At 52.5% G+C, this 15,922-nt stretch carries 9 protein-coding genes and 6 tRNA genes; 7 read left to right on the top strand and 8 right to left on the bottom strand.

Annotation, left to right across the window (positions count from 1 at the left end; genetic code table 11):
* The 7 genes from ACFOMG_RS06030 to ACFOMG_RS06000 all read left to right on the top strand — a co-directional run bounded on the left by ACFOMG_RS06030 (position 1) and on the right by ACFOMG_RS06000 (position 4,194).
* On the top strand, positions 1–3,138 hold the full coding sequence (locus ACFOMG_RS06030; RefSeq protein WP_376865413.1) for an efflux RND transporter permease subunit: 3,138 nt from the start codon (positions 1–3) through the stop codon (positions 3,136–3,138).
* A gap of 227 nt (positions 3,139–3,365) precedes the next feature.
* Positions 3,366–3,441, top strand: a tRNA-Val gene (locus tag ACFOMG_RS06025).
* A gap of 28 nt (positions 3,442–3,469) precedes the next feature.
* Positions 3,470–3,546, top strand: a tRNA-Asp gene (locus ACFOMG_RS06020).
* A 63-nt stretch (positions 3,547–3,609) separates the two neighbouring features.
* A tRNA-Val gene (locus ACFOMG_RS06015) sits at positions 3,610–3,685 on the top strand.
* 51 nt (positions 3,686–3,736) lie between these two features.
* Positions 3,737–3,813 (top strand) — tRNA-Asp (locus ACFOMG_RS06010).
* Between the two features lie 179 nt (positions 3,814–3,992).
* Positions 3,993–4,068, top strand: a tRNA-Val gene (locus ACFOMG_RS06005).
* Positions 4,069–4,117: 49 nt separating this feature from the next.
* Positions 4,118–4,194 (top strand) — tRNA-Asp (locus tag ACFOMG_RS06000).
* Positions 4,195–4,735: 541 nt separating this feature from the next.
* Here the strand turns inward: ACFOMG_RS06000 and ACFOMG_RS05995 are convergent.
* The 8 genes from ACFOMG_RS05995 to ACFOMG_RS05960 form a co-directional block, all read right to left on the bottom strand.
* A complete protein-coding gene (locus ACFOMG_RS05995) occupies positions 4,736–5,758 on the bottom strand; it encodes an AraC family transcriptional regulator (protein WP_376865412.1) in 1,023 nt (340 codons plus the stop codon).
* 108 nt (positions 5,759–5,866) lie between these two features.
* Positions 5,867–8,350, bottom strand: a complete 2,484-nt coding sequence (locus ACFOMG_RS05990; protein WP_376865411.1) for an efflux RND transporter permease subunit — start codon at positions 8,348–8,350, stop codon at positions 5,867–5,869.
* 2 nt (positions 8,351–8,352) lie between these two features.
* The gene (locus tag ACFOMG_RS05985) at positions 8,353–9,564 is read right to left on the bottom strand and encodes a WD40/YVTN/BNR-like repeat-containing protein (RefSeq protein ID WP_376865410.1); all 1,212 of its coding nucleotides are present in this window, start codon (positions 9,562–9,564) and stop codon (positions 8,353–8,355) included.
* 180 nt (positions 9,565–9,744) lie between these two features.
* A complete protein-coding gene (locus tag ACFOMG_RS05980) occupies positions 9,745–11,115 on the bottom strand; it encodes a DUF1329 domain-containing protein (protein ID WP_376865409.1) in 1,371 nt (456 codons plus the stop codon).
* A 69-nt stretch (positions 11,116–11,184) separates the two neighbouring features.
* A complete protein-coding gene (gene pepN / locus ACFOMG_RS05975) occupies positions 11,185–13,812 on the bottom strand; it encodes an aminopeptidase N (RefSeq protein WP_376865408.1) in 2,628 nt (875 codons plus the stop codon).
* A 76-nt stretch (positions 13,813–13,888) separates the two neighbouring features.
* Positions 13,889–14,737 carry a DUF2797 domain-containing protein gene (locus tag ACFOMG_RS05970; RefSeq protein ID WP_376865406.1) on the bottom strand — a complete coding sequence of 283 codons (849 nt, stop codon included), beginning with the start codon at positions 14,735–14,737 and terminating at the stop codon, positions 13,889–13,891.
* A gap of 9 nt (positions 14,738–14,746) precedes the next feature.
* Positions 14,747–14,992, bottom strand: coding sequence for a YeaC family protein (locus ACFOMG_RS05965; protein WP_376865405.1), 246 nt, complete (start codon positions 14,990–14,992; stop codon positions 14,747–14,749).
* Positions 14,993–15,031: 39 nt separating this feature from the next.
* Positions 15,032–15,922, bottom strand: a complete 891-nt coding sequence (locus ACFOMG_RS05960) for a rhomboid family intramembrane serine protease (RefSeq protein WP_376865404.1) — start codon at positions 15,920–15,922, stop codon at positions 15,032–15,034.

Below are 15,922 nucleotides of genomic sequence, written 5' to 3'. Positions count from 1 at the left end.
ATGAACAGTCTGATTGATGCGTCTTTACAGCGGTCGCGTACAGTATTAATGCTGTTTTGCCTGGTGGCACTGGTGGGTGTCACCACGCTGGTCACCATTCCCAAAGAAAGTAATCCGGACATCACCGTACCGCTGGTGTATGTCTCGGTGACTCACGATGGTATTGCCCCGGAAGATGCCGACACCCTGATTTACAAACCGCTGGAAAAAGAGCTGCGTTCGCTCGATGGCCTGAAAGAAATGGTGTCCACCGCCAGCGCCGGTCATTTATCCATTCAGCTGGAGTTTTACACCGATACCGATATCGACCAGGCCTTGTTGGACGTGCGGCAGAAGGTCGACGACGCCAAAGGTGAACTGCCACTCGACTCAAAAGAACCCAAAGTTAAAGAAATTAACGTCGCTCTGTTTCCGGTGATGGTGGTGACCTTATCCGGTGAAGTCAACGAAACCGAACTGTACGCCGTCGCCGATGATCTGCAGGACCGGCTGGAAGCCCTGCCAGGTGTATTAGAGGCAACCGTGCGCGGTAAGCGTGAAGAAATAGCCGAAATCATCGTCGATCCGGCACGGATGGATAACTACGGCTTAACCCTGAGCGAACTGGGCCGGCTGGTCAGCAATAACGCCCAGCTGGTGGCCAGTGAAGATCTCGATACCGGCGCCGGCCGGTTTGGCGTTAAGGTGCCCGGACTGGTCGAAAGCATCCCCGACATCCTTAATCTGCCGGTCAAAGCCGACGGCGACAATGTGGTGTTATTCCGTGATATTGCGGTTGGCCGGCTGGCTTATAAAGACCGTAAAAACAGTGCCCGGGTAAATGGCAAACAGGCGGTGACACTGGAGATTAAAAAACGCATCGGCTCCAATATCATCGACACACTGGACGACGTCAAAGCCATCATCAAACAGGTGCAGCCGTATTGGCCCCAGGGCATTCAGGTAGGGTTATCCCAGGATGAATCCGATCAGATTAAAGAGATGTTAAACGACCTGTTTAATAACGTACTGGTCGCCACGTTGCTGGTGATGATTCTGATTCTCGCCAGTCTCGGCATCCGCAGTTCCTTTATGGTTGGTATTGCCATTCCCGGCGCTTTCCTGATGGCTTTAATCGTGCTCAGCCTGATGGGTTATACCCTCAATATGGTGGTGCTGTTTTCGCTGATTCTGTCGGTCGGCATGTTGGTTGATGGTGCCATCGTGGTCACCGAATACGCCGACCGGCGCCTGGCCGAAGGTGCCGCTGCCCGCCATGCCTACGGCGAAGCCGCTAAACGGATGGCCTGGCCAATCATTGCATCAACCGCCACCACCTTAGCGGTGTTCCTGCCGTTATTGTTCTGGCCCGGCGTGACCGGCGAATTCATGAAATATCTGCCGCTGACGCTGTTATTTACCCTGTCGGCATCACTGATCATGGCCTTAATTGTGGTGCCTACCATCGGCTCGTTATTAGGCAAAGCGTCAACTCAGCATATGAAGACCCTGGATATGGTGAAAGCGGCGGAACAAGGGCGATTTGATGAGCTCAGCGGTTTCACCGGTAAATACATCCGCGTGTTAAACAGCGCGCTCCACCATCCGTTTAAAATTCTTGCCGCCGCCATCAGCGCCCTGCTGCTGTCGTTTGTAATTTACGCCAACCTCGGTCACGGGGTGGAGTTCTTCCCGGATGTCGACGTTGATGTCGGCCTGGTGGATGTCCGCGCCCGGGGCAATCTATCCATGGAAGAAAGCGAAGCACTGGTGCAACAGGTAGAAGCGCGGATTTTCGACATGGCAGAAATCGAATCGATTTACACCGCTACGTTTGTTCGTGCCCCAAATGAAGCCGCAGCAGACGTAATTGGCCGCATTCAGATTGAGCTGGTGAACTGGAAACACCGTCGCAGTGCCGATCAGGTGCTGAAAGACATTGAACATCGTACCGCCGACATCGCCGGCATCGTGGTGGAAACCCAGAAAAAACAAAACGGTCCGGCATCCGGTGCCGATATCCAGCTGCAGTTTACCGCTGCCAGTGCCGCCGACATTGAGCCTATGCTGGATAACATCAAAGCCGTATTTGAGGCTGACCCGCAACTGAAAGACGTGCGCGACGACCGGCCATTAGAAGGCATCGAATGGCAGCTGGACATCAACCGCGAAGAAGCCACCCGCTTTGGTACGGATATCGTCAGCACCGGCTCAATGATCCGGATGATCACCGGTGGCCAGAAAGTGGGCGAATTCCAGCCGGATTACAGCGACGATGAAGTCGAAATTCTGCTGCGTTACCCGGCCGAAACCCGCAACATCGATCAGTTTGCCCAGTTTAACGTGCAAACCGCCTATGGCCTGGTCCCGGTGTCTAATTTTATGCAACGCGTGGCGGTGCCTAAGTCCGGTGATGTGGTGCGTATTGATGGCAAACGGCGTTATCGCTTAACCGCCAACGTAGAGGATGGTGTTAACCCGAACGACAAAATCATGCAGCTGAGTGAAACGCTGAAACAATACGACTGGCGAGCCGCCGGAGTGGAACCCCGTTTCCGCGGTGACTTTGAAAAAATGGCCGAAACCGGCGCCTTCCTTGGCAAAGCGTTTGGCATCGCCATTTTTCTGATGGCCACCATTCTGGTGACCCAGTTCAACAGCTTCTATAACGCCACCCTGATTATGAGCGCCATCATCTTATCCATTGTCGGAGTATTATTTGGCCTGCTGATTCGTGGAGAACCCTTTGGCATCGTGATGAGCGGCCTGGGAGTTATCGCACTGGCCGGGATCGTGGTGAACAATAATATTGTGTTGATCGATACCTATAACCGCCTGATTCAGGACGGCGTCGCGCCCATTGATGCCGCTTTGCGTACCGGCGCACAACGTTTACGACCGGTGATGTTAACCGCAGTTACCACCGTGCTGGGACTGATGCCAATGGTGATGCAGTGGAACATCGATCTGATGAACCGGGAATTTTCGGTTGGCGCTCCGTCTTCCCAGTGGTGGACCCAGCTGTCAACGGCGATTGCCGGCGGCCTGACCTTCGCCACCCTTCTGACACTGATCCTGACCCCGTGTATGCTGGTTTTGGGGGAAGAACTGAAACAGGCCAGACAAAAACGTAAACCGCAACAGGCGATCACTGAGTAGCAATCAGCGTTTGCGGTAACACGACCTCCCGCCGTTTGGCCGGAGGTCTTTTTTTAGCCAGCACGACGAAACGTACAGAATTTGCACGATCTCTGCCCCGCGCTTGTCTAAAAAACCTGCAAATCCGCCTTTTTCGCGCAAGTTACTGAAAAAATTAAAAAAATCTCAAATAAGTATTTGACAGCCCGGTGGATATCAGTAGAATGCGACCTCGCTTTTAGGGGTTCGGGTGATTAGCTCAGCTGGGAGAGCATCTGCCTTACAAGCAGAGGGTCGGCGGTTCGATCCCGTCATCACCCACCAAACTAAAAGCAGCGATTTACGAAACGATGGACTGGTAGTTCAGTTGGTTAGAATACCGGCCTGTCACGCCGGGGGTCGCGGGTTCGAGTCCCGTCCAGTCCGCCATCTTTCGTTAAATCATTAGTTAGTTCGATAGTGTTTGTAATACAGGCAGTAACGAGACTAAATGGGTGATTAGCTCAGCTGGGAGAGCATCTGCCTTACAAGCAGAGGGTCGGCGGTTCGATCCCGTCATCACCCACCACTATCCCAAAGTGGTTAAACAATGTGACTGTTGCTTGAAAAAGCACGCTGCGGACTGGTAGTTCAGTTGGTTAGAATACCGGCCTGTCACGCCGGGGGTCGCGGGTTCGAGTCCCGTCCAGTCCGCCATTTTCTTGTAAGAAGTAAAATTACTCATCTTGATACCGATGTAAAACTGTACAGAATTTTTGGTTCGATAGTTTTTGTAGTGCAAGGCGTACCGCAATGAGAACCCGAGACATACCGCTTGGTAGGTGAAGGGTCGAATGAGGAACAACGCAGCAATACAAAAAATAGCGAGACAAAATGGGTGATTAGCTCAGCTGGGAGAGCATCTGCCTTACAAGCAGAGGGTCGGCGGTTCGATCCCGTCATCACCCACCACTACCTCAAAGTGGTTAAACAGTGACTGTTGCTTGCAAAAGCACGATGCGGACTGGTAGTTCAGTTGGTTAGAATACCGGCCTGTCACGCCGGGGGTCGCGGGTTCGAGTCCCGTCCAGTCCGCCATTTCTTATTTTACTTCCTCTGATTATTAATATTGGCTCACGGCGAGTCCTCGGAATGCCGCCTAGTCCACCATTTCTTATTTTATTCCTGCTGTAGCAAGTTCTTATTTTCTTTTTCTCTGATTCTTCAGGCCATCGTCACCCGCTTGGCTTCTGCCATCCGCCTGGCTTCTGATAGTTATCGCCGTTCGTTTTCAATGATGTCTTTTGTCATCTGCTGTTCATATTACCGCCCTATGTTAGCGCTATCGGCTTTACATTGTTTTTCGCAGTCATTTCTTGACCACGAAGTCAGATTATTTAAAGATACAGCAATCTGGCATGACCAATGCATTAGCTGATGTGTTCATTCAGCCATCGGCCGGATTATGGTAGCCCGACAGGAAGACGGGTCGTGTTAAAAAATACAGGAGGACGTTATGTCTGATTACATCGAAGATCTGTTAGACGTCGCATATGACGATTACGACGACGACATTGATGATGCAGTAGAACTGTAACTGCAGCGCAACAGCGCAATACAGCCCGGCCAGCAACAACCATTACTTTGGCAGCCGGGCTTCTTCTCTGAAACGACCGGGCGCCTGCCCGGTCCATCGTTTAAAGGCACGCTGAAACGCAGCGGTTGAGCCAAATCCCAGCAAATAAGCAATTTCTCCCAGCGTCAGTGTCGTATCACGCACGTAACTGACCGCCAGGTCGCGGCGGGTATCGTTCATAACCTGCTGAAAGCTGATGCCTTCAGCGTTCAGGCGCCGCCTGACGGTCCAGGGCGCCATATTCAACCGATGAGCGATCATATCCAGGGTTGGTGTCTGACCTTTCAGCAGCGGGCCAATGGCGCGCTCAATCACTTCGCGGAAACTTAACCCCAGCCGTACCCGCTCTAATTCGCGCTCCGCCAATTGCTTCAGACCCTGATGGGTGGATGCACAACGATGGCGCGATGGCAGGTCGAGCGCCCAGTCATGCAGCACAACGGCATTACGTTCGGCCGCAAAACGAAGCTCGCAGGAAAAATAATGGTCGTAATGTTCGAGGTAGTGAGGCGCTTTAAACTCAAACTCCAGACGCTTCACCAGGTCGTCACGCCCCGACAACCAGCGCAACATCTGCACCCAGCCACCCAGTACTGAGTCGACCACGAACAGGTTATAAGCGTTATACGGACTGATGGAGTAGAAGTGCGCCACCCCTTCCCCCTGCTCAATGGCAAACTGCGACTGACCACGGGCATTAAAACTGGATAACAACTCAAACTCGGTTACCGCTTTGCAGGCGCTGCGGATATCCGGGGCGGTTTGTGCCACCAGACCCGCCAGCCCGTGAATACCCGGCGAACTCTGGCGCCCCATCTCCAGCCCCAACCAGGGAATGGCAAAACGTTCAATACAGGCATGTCCCAGACGCATAAAACGCGGAATGCTGATGCGCGCATCCGGAGAGCGCAACTTTAAATCATCCAGCTGATATTGTCCGAACAAGGGTTGCGGATCATGGCCCAGCGCACTGACTGCACGCCCCATTAATTCCACCATTCCTACCGAAATATCACCGAGTTTCATAACCGTTCAGTCTGCCTCTGAGCCATACGGACGAATTTTTTCCATAAAAAAAGCGGTGTCAGCACAACCACTGGCTGTGCTGACACCGCTGTTATTATCTCATAAACATCAGCCCGCTGGTGCGATATCTCCGTGGCGTTGTTTATGACGTTTAATAATACGCTCCGGGCTTAACAGGAAGTGCGCCAGTGCCGGCAGCAGAATCAGCGCACCCAACATATTCCACAGGAACATAAAGGTCAGCAGAATGCCCATATCGGCCTGGAATTTAATCGGCGACAGCATCCAGGTAGCCACACCCAATGCCAGCGTCACACCAGTGAAACTCACCGCTTTACCGGTGGACTTCAGGGTTTCCAGGAAAGCTTCCTGTAACGACTTACCGGCGATGATCATCACCTCCAGACGGCTGTAAATATAAATGCCGTAGTCGACACCAATACCGACACCCAATGCAATCACCGGCAGCGTCGCTACTTTGACACCAATTCCCAGATAGGTCATCAGCGCCTGGCTCAGTATCGAAGTTAATGCCAGCGGAATAATAATACAGGCCACCGCGGTGAAAGAGCGGAATGTAGCGAAACACAACAGGAAAACCACCACATAGACAAAAATCAGCATGGTATTCTGAGCATCAGCAATCACCTGGTTGGTGGCGGCTTCAATACCGGCATTACCGGACGCCAGCTGGAAGCGCACCGGTACCGAGTCAATTTCGCCATTTTCGATGGCTTGCTCAATTTCCGGAATCCGGTAGCCAAAATATTTTTCATCAACGCTGTCGTCGTAGTCGATTTTAAACGCTTCCACAGCGGCTACAGCCGTTTCCAGCGTTTCTGCTTTGTGATCATTCAGATACACAATTACCGGCGCCATTGAGCAGTCTGGGTTCAGTAACGCACTGGGAGCACGCTGAATCGACGTATTCAGAATGGTCTGGTTACGCGATAACGCCGACCAGTTCAGGTTGCCTTCGTTCATCGCTTTGGTCACCAGCTTGGAAACCGTCACCAGCGACGCCGTTGACTGCACACCCGGGACGTTTTCCATATGCCACATAAAGCGGTCAACAGCATCCATCACTTTATAAGAGTTACACTGCTCTTTGGCCGTTTCCACCATCACCACTAACAAATCGGAACTGGTGGAATAATTACTGACCATAAAGTCGTTGTCGAGGTTATAACGGGAATCGGCACGTAATTCCGGTGCCCCTTTATCGAGGTCACCAATCTTCAGATCCTGACTGACCTGGAAACCCACCACAGCCATCGCAATGGCAATAACGATCGGAACCGGCGCCACTTTACGGGTGGCAAAATGCGACAGGAATTTCCACAGTTTAGGTTCGGATTTTTCCGTTTTTTCGGCGTGGCGAATACCGCTGTCACTAATACCAACGTAAGACATAATAACCGGCAGCAACACCAGGTTGGTGATGATGATCATCGCCACACCCACAGACGCAGATACCGCCAGCTCCTGGATCACACCGATATCAATAAACAACAGCGTCAGGAAACCCATCGCATCACTCATCAAGGCCAGCATCCCAGGCACATACAAACCGCGGAACGCCTTGCGTGCAGCCATCAGTTTGTTTTCACCTTTACCGGCTTCAATCGCGATGCCGGAAATAATCTGCACCGCGTGACTGATACCGATGGCAAACACCAGAAACGGCACCAGCACTGAATATAAGTCGACGGTGTAACCCATTAACGCCAGTGCACCCAGCTGCCAGACCACAGCAATCAGCGATGCCAGAATCGGAATCAGCGTACCTTTGATGCAACGGGAATAAAGGTATAACAGTACCGCGGTGGCTATCGCTGCAGCCAGGAAGAAGAATCCGATTTTAATGGCACCATCCAGCAGGTCACCCAGTTTTTTCGGCGTGCCGGTAATGTAAATACGGTATTGTTCGCTACCGTATTTGGCGCGGATTTTTTCTTCCAGGTCGTGAGAAAATTCCTGATAGTTGAGCTTTTTACCAGTCTCCGGGTCCAGTTCGACCAGCGGCACATCCAGAATCGACGAACGGAAGTTATTGGCAACCAGACGTCCGACCTGGCCGGATTTCAGCACGTTCTGGCGGACCTTTTCCAGGCTGTCGGGCGAACCATCATAGGTACTCGGAATAACCGGGCCACCCTGAAAACCTTCTTCGGTCACTTCCGTCCAGCGAACGTTGGGTGTCCATAATGATTGCATACCTGAGCGGTCAACGCCGTTAATAAAAAACACGTCGTCGTTAATTTTGCTCAGCGTCTCCATATATTCTTTGGTGAAAATGTCGCCATCGGTCACTTCCACCGAAATTTTGACATTGGCCACCCCGTTTTTCATGGAGTCTTTATGAACCAGAAAATTCTGAATGTATTCATGGTTCAGCGGGATGTATTTTTCGATGCTGGAATCCAGCTTCACTTTGGTCAGACCGTATGCAAACACAGCGGTCAGCGCGGTCAGAATCAACAGAACCAGGAAACGGTTGTTAAAAAACAGACGCTCCAGAAACGGTTCACTTTCAGGAGACAGGATGTAATGTTCCGGCTCCGAGGAATAATGGTGCTTTTGTTCAGCCATTTTCAGAAGTCTCCTGCGGCCATGGTAATGCTTTGATCCAGTAACTCACCGTTGGCGTTCAGACGCTGAACGCCAACCTCACCCACGATCACGAAGGTGCCATCCGGTGCCTGTACGGCGGCGGCATAAGCTTTACGACCTTCAATAATCAGGGTACGGCTGTTTTTCAGTGCTTTATCAAACACAATCACCGACCCGGCGTTACCGACCAACAGGGTATTGCTGCGACCAACATAACCGGACAACAGCGTCTGCTGACTGCCGGTGCTGGCTTCGGTCCAGCTGATGCCACCATCAACCGAACTGAACACATGACCACGTAAACCAAACAACAGTTGCTGTTCACCGGCGTTAACCAGGCCAAATAAAGAGCCTTCATACGGAGAAGGTGTTTTGCGCCAGCTGGCACCGAGGTCATCAGAGCGCATGATCAGGCCCATCTCACCAACCACAACCAGTGAGCGGTTATCGACCAGCGTAATTGAGTTCAGGTGCAGACGTTCCGGGTTTGGCAAACGCGCAGACACATCTTGCCAGCTGGCACCGCCATCTTCAGTGGCGAAAAACATGCCATAAGCGCCTAACGCAAAACCGCGGCGGGCATCATAAAACCAGACATCCAGGAAAGGTTTGGTGGAACCGGTGGAGACATCGTATTCGGCATCTTCCAGTGCGTAAGTGGCATTTTCCAGAGCCATTTCTGCTTCTTCAACTGCGACATCATTGCCGGCTTCTTCAGCGGATAACAACGCATTTTCTGCACGCTGCTTCTTGTTTTTTGCCGCGGCAACAATCGCTTTGTTAGCGCTGTAACCATCAAACTGACGCGTCCAGTTACTACCGCCATCGGTGGTCGCCAGAATCACGCCGTCATGACCGACCGCCCAGCCATGCTGGGGGGAGGAGAAATACACCGCCGTCAGAGTGATGCTGACAGGTACTTTACCCTGCTGCCAGCTGCTGCCGTTGTCATCGGAATAAATAATGTGCCCGTGGGAACCAACGGCAACCAGGCGCTCCCCGGCCTGGACAACGTCCAGTAACAGGGTTTGATGGGCAATAGAAGTCGACGCAGACGGGGTGTCGAGGGGGTCTTTCCAGGCCGCAAGACTCATCTGCGAAATCAGCAAGGTCAGAACGACCAGCATTCGGCCAAAGCCTGCGGTGCGCACCAGAGCGGTGCCGGCACCAGGCCGTACCAAATTGAATAACATAAGGGGCTCCGTTTTTATACTAATGTCGGAAGCCGGCTAGTCTAGCCGACCGTTTTATTATTGACTAACGTCCAGTTGTTACGAAATGTTAAGCATAATTACCAGTATCTGAGTCCGCAGAACTACTGAGATCAGAAACAAAAACGGATGGGAAACCCCATCCGTTCAGGGACGCTCAGATTAACGGCGTCCGCGTCGACGTAGCTCAGATGGGGTGAAATAACGTTCACCCGGAGGTTCCTGGCTGTAATCGATGGTTTTGCGTTCTTCGCTGTCGAGTCCCTGTACGTGATAACGTTTGGCCTTCAGGTCATGGAACACATCCAGCGTGGTCCAGGTAACCGGCAACTCATAATAGGTTTTAATATAGGCCATATTGACCCGCCATAACTCACCGGTGGAGTCGTACAGGTCTGCCACCGCAATGCCCCAGGTATCTTCATCGATATAGAAACGACGCTTGTGATACACATGACGCATGCCATCTTTCAGCGTGGCTTCAACCACCCAGACCCGGTGTTTTTCATAACGGGTGTACTCCGGGTTCAGGTGGCCGGGATTAATCACGTCTTTATAACTCGACTTATTCGAACTCAGCTTGTAACTGTTGTAAGGAATATAGACTTCTTCCTTACCCACCAGCTTCCAGTTATAGCGGTCGGGGGCACCGTTAAACATATCGGTATCATCGGCATAACGCAGGCCGTCGGCCGCGGCAATCGGAGTATCGTAAGCCAGGTTAGGCGCACGCCGCACACGGCGCTGACCGGCGTTATAACCCCACGCCTGTCGTGGCTCGTCCACCTGATTCAGGGTTTCGTGTACCAGTACCGCACCACCGGCCAGCCGTGCCGGTGCTTTGGTAAACGACAGATAATAAAACAGAATATTATCCAGATCGTCGACGCTGCGATCCTGGCGGTAATAGTTAAATTCGACTTCCTGCTGTACCGTCACCAAGGAAAAATCACCGTTAACCTGAACCGCAATTTCCGATGCCCGGCGGGTCAGATAAACACCGCGCCAGCGGGTAATGTGATTCCAGATGGCTTCCAGGCCGTTGTTAGCAATCGGGAACGGAATACCACCATACGCATATAATAAGCCGTTTCCGCCTTCTGCCAGTTCGGCCCGCAACGCGTTTTTATAGGTGTTTTCATACACCCAGTCCGGCGCAGCGGCGGTACGGCGAGTTGGATAAACAGGCATCCGGAAGGTGTCCGGATAGGTTTTAAACATGGCCTTCTGACCATCCGTCAGAAAGTCTGCGTACTTCTGCATATTGGCCGTAGTAATGGTGAACAGCGGCTGATCATTTTCGTACGGGTCCGGGTGATGTTGTCCGACCTCAGAATACTGCACCGGCGGCAGCGACAAACCACCGCGCCAGGGTGGAATATCCCCGGCTTTGTTACCTGCCCGCTCAGCCCCCAGGGGTGTTAATTCACCTTTCAGGCGCTCGGCCTGCTTAACGGAAACAGCAGCCATAGCGGACGACGCTGCCAGAGACAGTGCTAACGCACCTGTCGCGATCCAGTTATTTTTCTTCATTTTGCGACCTCAACCACACCGCTTAAGCGGCTTATTTTCGCCCAAGCATAAAGAATTATGACTTTAGGCTCAAACCAAACTCTTACTGACAACTTCATAAACATCTTTGGATAAATCCGGCTGCGCCATAATGCGCTGTAACTCGGCTTTCATCAGCCCACCATATTGTGGCACCAGACGTTTCCATTTCGTTAGTGGTCCGAGTAACCGCGCAGCGATCTGCGGGTTACTGCCATTCAGACGAATCACCGCATCGGCCAGCAAGCGGTACCCCTGACCATCGGTTGCGTGAAAATGACACAACGCCTGACCGGCAAAAGCACCAATTACCGCGCGTACTTTGTTCGGGTTACGCCAGTCAAATGCTTCGTGCTGTAATAACGATTCGACAAATTCAACACTCGCCAGCTCAGCGGAGCCCGCCTGAACCGATAACCACTGGTTAACCACCAGCACATCGTTATGCCACTGCTGATAGAAACGATCCAGATAGTGTTGTGCCAACGACCGTTCGCCGGAGTGGATCAGCGCCTGCAGCGCCGCCATCTGGTCGGTCATATTATCGGCTGCGGCAAACTGCTGTTGCGCCTGCTGCAATCCTTCCGCACTCTGGCTGGCCCAGTAACCCAGCGCCAGATTTTTCAGCGCCCGGGCCGACATCTGTTGCGGTTGTGGCGCGTACGGCTGATCACTCTGCAGCCGCTGATAAGTCGCCGCCATCTCACTGGTTAACGCAGCAGCCAGAGCTTCCCGCACCTGCTGACGGGCCTGATGAATCGCCTGCGGATCAATGTCTGCCGAGAATTCGGCAATATAGGCTTCAGACGGCAACGACAACAGGTAAGTCACCATGGCCGGATCGAGTGATGCATCGCGTAACAAAGCACGGAACACCGACACCGCCGCCTCATCCAGAGCGAACTGCCCTGCCATCGCATCATTAATCCAGCCCAACATCAGCCGCTGTCCGGCATCCCAGCGATTAAAACCATCACTGTCGTGTTGCAGCAGGAACAATAATTCGTCCCGGCTTTGCTCAAATTCCACCTTCACCGGGGCAGAAAAGTCGCGCAGAAACGAGATCACCGGGCGCTCGGTAACGCCGTGGAACACAAAGGTTTGTTCAGCCTCAGTCAGGTGTAACACCTGGCTGGCGGCAGTCCAGGCCGATGCCGGTTCAACCTGAATCGCCATATCCTGCCCCTGAGAATCCAGCAGCCCCAGCTGCACCGGAATCCACATCGGCAGTTTGTCGCTTTGTCCCGGGGTATCCGGACAACGCTGTGTCAGCGTCAGCTGCAATTGCTGACGGGCCTGGTCGTAGTCACTGCTGACCTGTATTTGTGGTGTACCCGCCTGTTTATACCAGCGTTTAAACAAGGTCAGATCAACGCCATTGGCGTCTTCCATGGCTTTGGTAAAGTCATAAATGGTCACCGCCTGACCGTCGTGACGATCAAAATACAGGTCTGCACCGTTGCGGAATCCTTCAGCGCCTAAAATTTTGCGCTGCATCCCCACCACTTCTGAGCCTTTCTCATAAATGGTCACGGTATAAAAGTTGGAGATTTCGATAAACGAATCCGGCTGCACCGGATGCGCCATCGGCCCGGCATCTTCAGCGAACTGTACGGTTCGCATCAGGCGGGCATCTTCAATACGCTTTACCGTTGCCGAATTCATATCCGCAGAAAAACTGGCATCCCGGAAAACGGTAAAACCTTCTTTTAAACTCAGCTGAAACCAGTCACGACAGGTGACCCGGTTACCCGACCAGTTATGGAAATATTCGTGCGCTACAATGGCTTCAATACGCTGATAAGCAGCGTCGGTAGCAGTGGCCGGATTCGCCAGCACGCAGGAAGAATTAAAAATATTTAATCCTTTGTTTTCCATTGCCCCCATATTGAAATCATCCACCGCCACGATCATAAAAATATCCAGATCGTATTCCCGGCCGTAGCTTTGTTCATCCCACTTCATTGACCGCTTTAAGGCATCCAGCGCGTAATCGGTCTTATCGATATTCTGCGGTTCAACAAAAATTTTCAGCGTCACCTGGCGACCACTCATGGTGGTAAAGGTGTCCTGTTTAACCTGTAAATCGCCAGCGACCAGGGCGAACAAATAAGCCGGTTTTTTATGTGGATCGTGCCAGCTGGATTTTTTTCGCCCGTCCGGCAATTGTTGCTCGGCCACAGGGTTACCATTCGACAATAACACCGGATAACGTTCGCCATCGGCAATCACATGTGTGGTAAACACCGACATCACATCCGGCCGGTCGAGGTAATAGGTAATGCGGCGAAAGCCTTCGGCTTCACACTGGGTGCAATACATATTGCCCGACTGATACAAACCTTCCAGCGCCGTGTTGTGCTGCGGGTAAATGCGATTACGGATGGTCAGCTGATGCCGCTCTGCCAGTCCCTGCAACGTCAGTGATTCATCATCCTGCTGGTATTCCCCGACACTCAGTTCATTACCGTCAAGCGCAACGGATAACAACTCCAGTTCCTGTCCCTGAAGCGTTAAACAGCCGCTGGCCGGGCGTTGAGAATTACGCACAATATCCAGCCGGGCGGTAACCAGGGTGTGATCATCACTCAGCTCAAAGGTCAGTTCGGTGTGTTCAATCCAATAATCCGGTTGCTGATAATCTTTCAGATAAATCGCATTCGGGTGTGCATCGCGCATAATAGCCTCAGAAATTGTGTTGTCCGGCAGACCTGCAGATACCGGTTACTGTCATTAAAACAGCTGCAGACGTAAGTTATTCGCCAACTTTAACGGTTACCGCATACGAAGTGAATTTGCGGATATTAATCACGCCGTTATCCAGAATTAAGTACTGGCCTTTAATTCCCATTAACCGCCCATTGACCAGCGGCTCTTTGTCGAGGTTAAAGCTGCTGATTTTTTCCGGGTAACGGCTCACCGGATAGTCAAAAGCATAGCTGTCGGCGTCAAATAACAGCTCGATATCACCCACGGCCTGACTGGCAATAATAGAATTCAGTTGCGGACTGAATAACTCAAATAAACGATCACGCTCAGCCGCCAGATCCACCTCGGCCGCTTTACCTTTCAGCATCGCCCGCCAGTTGGTTTTATCTGCAATATCCTGGCGCAGGCAATCTTCAATCAGACCGGACTGTTTGCGGGTGGCGACCCGCGCTATCGGTAACGCCTGAGTCGCGCCCTGATCCAACCAGCGCACCGGCACCTGGGTGCCACGGGTAATGCCGACTTTAACCGCCGACGAATTGGCCAGGTATACAATGTGTTCGTTAAAACAGACATTTCTGGCCCACTCCGGCTCACGGCAGGTGCCCTGCTCAAAATGGCATTTTTCCGGGCTCATCATACAGCTGTCGCACTGTGCCAGTTTTTTAAAACAGGGATAACAAAATCCCTGCGAAAAACTTTTTTTGCTCAGCCGGCCGCAATGACAACAATGAATGTCACCCTGATACTCCAGCGTCAGCACGCTGCCTAATAATGCATTCAGCGGGATACGTTGCTGATCCAGCAACAGATCGTACTCCACCCGGTCGGCACAGCCAGAACCCGGCACGGCACGGGCCGCCATTTTTTGCAGGTGGCCGGTGTATTGCTTCATAAAACAGCCTTATTGCAGCGTCAGCGTCTGGGTATCGTCGTCATCGCCGGATTTACAACCACCGGCAATGTAACCAACCCGTTGCTCTGCCGGAATATCGTGACTGTTTTCGTAATGCAGAATGGCCTGCATACACAGCTCACGCTGCCCCTCTTTTAACGCAATTCCGTTTGGCCAGCGACCGGTCGCCACGGCATTTTTAAGATTTTCGTACACTTCCGGAGTCAGCGACTGAATCAGTTGCTCTAACGTCATGGTATCTCTCATCGTATTTGTGTGCCCGCTGAAAGCGGATCACAGGGTTGCATCATCGGTTATCTCGGTTGCCCGGCGCTGCGCCGGCCCGCGAGGCCAGATCCAGGCCAATAAAAAGCCGCTTATCAGGCCGGCAAAATGCAGTCCGTGAAAACTGCCACTCAGCCCCGGGATCAGCGTATCTCCCAGCAGCGTCAGCAACAGCCAGCCAACCATCACGGTTAATAAAGCGCCTGGCAGCTGGTAGTTCAGGCTAAAGCGCTTCTGCCGCCAGCTTATCCAGGCCAGCAAGGCCATATTTATCCCGGCAATGCCGGCAAAACCCGGACCGGCATACCACCACTGCGCGGCACTGGCGCTCACGCCAGCGATCAGCAACAGTAATAACAGCGCGGCTTTGCCGTCCAGTTGTTCGATCCGGCGCGCCAGTACCCACCACCAGAGTAAGTTCATCAGCAGATGTAAAAACGAAAAATGCAGCAAACTCAGACGCCAGAATGACCAGCCGCCAATCTCCAGATAGCTCTGCAGCAGCCAACGACCTTGTGGCCACTGGCTTTCACCGGCCAGCAACCAGCGATGCCAGTCGTTGCTGGTCTGCATCCAGAGAAAAGCGGCAACAATGAGCACACCAACGATTAACGTCAACGGCGCCTGCAGCAGGGACAACCATTGCTGGCTGAGCGCTATTTCCGGAGCCAGGTCATGTGGATCCAGGCTATCGTTCCGCCAGTCCTCCAGCCAGCCTTTTACCCGCGGCAAATCGCCGGCGTCGGCCAGATAGAGCAATTGTTGTTGCTGCTCACTGAACACCCTGTGCGGGATATGTTCCGCCCATAAACGTTTTGTCAGTGGCGATAAATCCACCTGTGCGTCTGCAACCAGCGCCAGGACGGGTTCGCCGGTGTTTGTTTCAGAAGAATCAGACAT

This window comes from Bacterioplanoides pacificum (genome assembly GCF_042648445.1).
Taxonomy (GTDB): Bacteria; Pseudomonadota; Gammaproteobacteria; order Pseudomonadales; family Oceanobacteraceae; genus Bacterioplanoides; species Bacterioplanoides pacificum.
The sequence above is the reverse complement of the archived record's forward strand: the minus strand, read 5'-3'. Positions and strand labels throughout refer to the sequence as shown.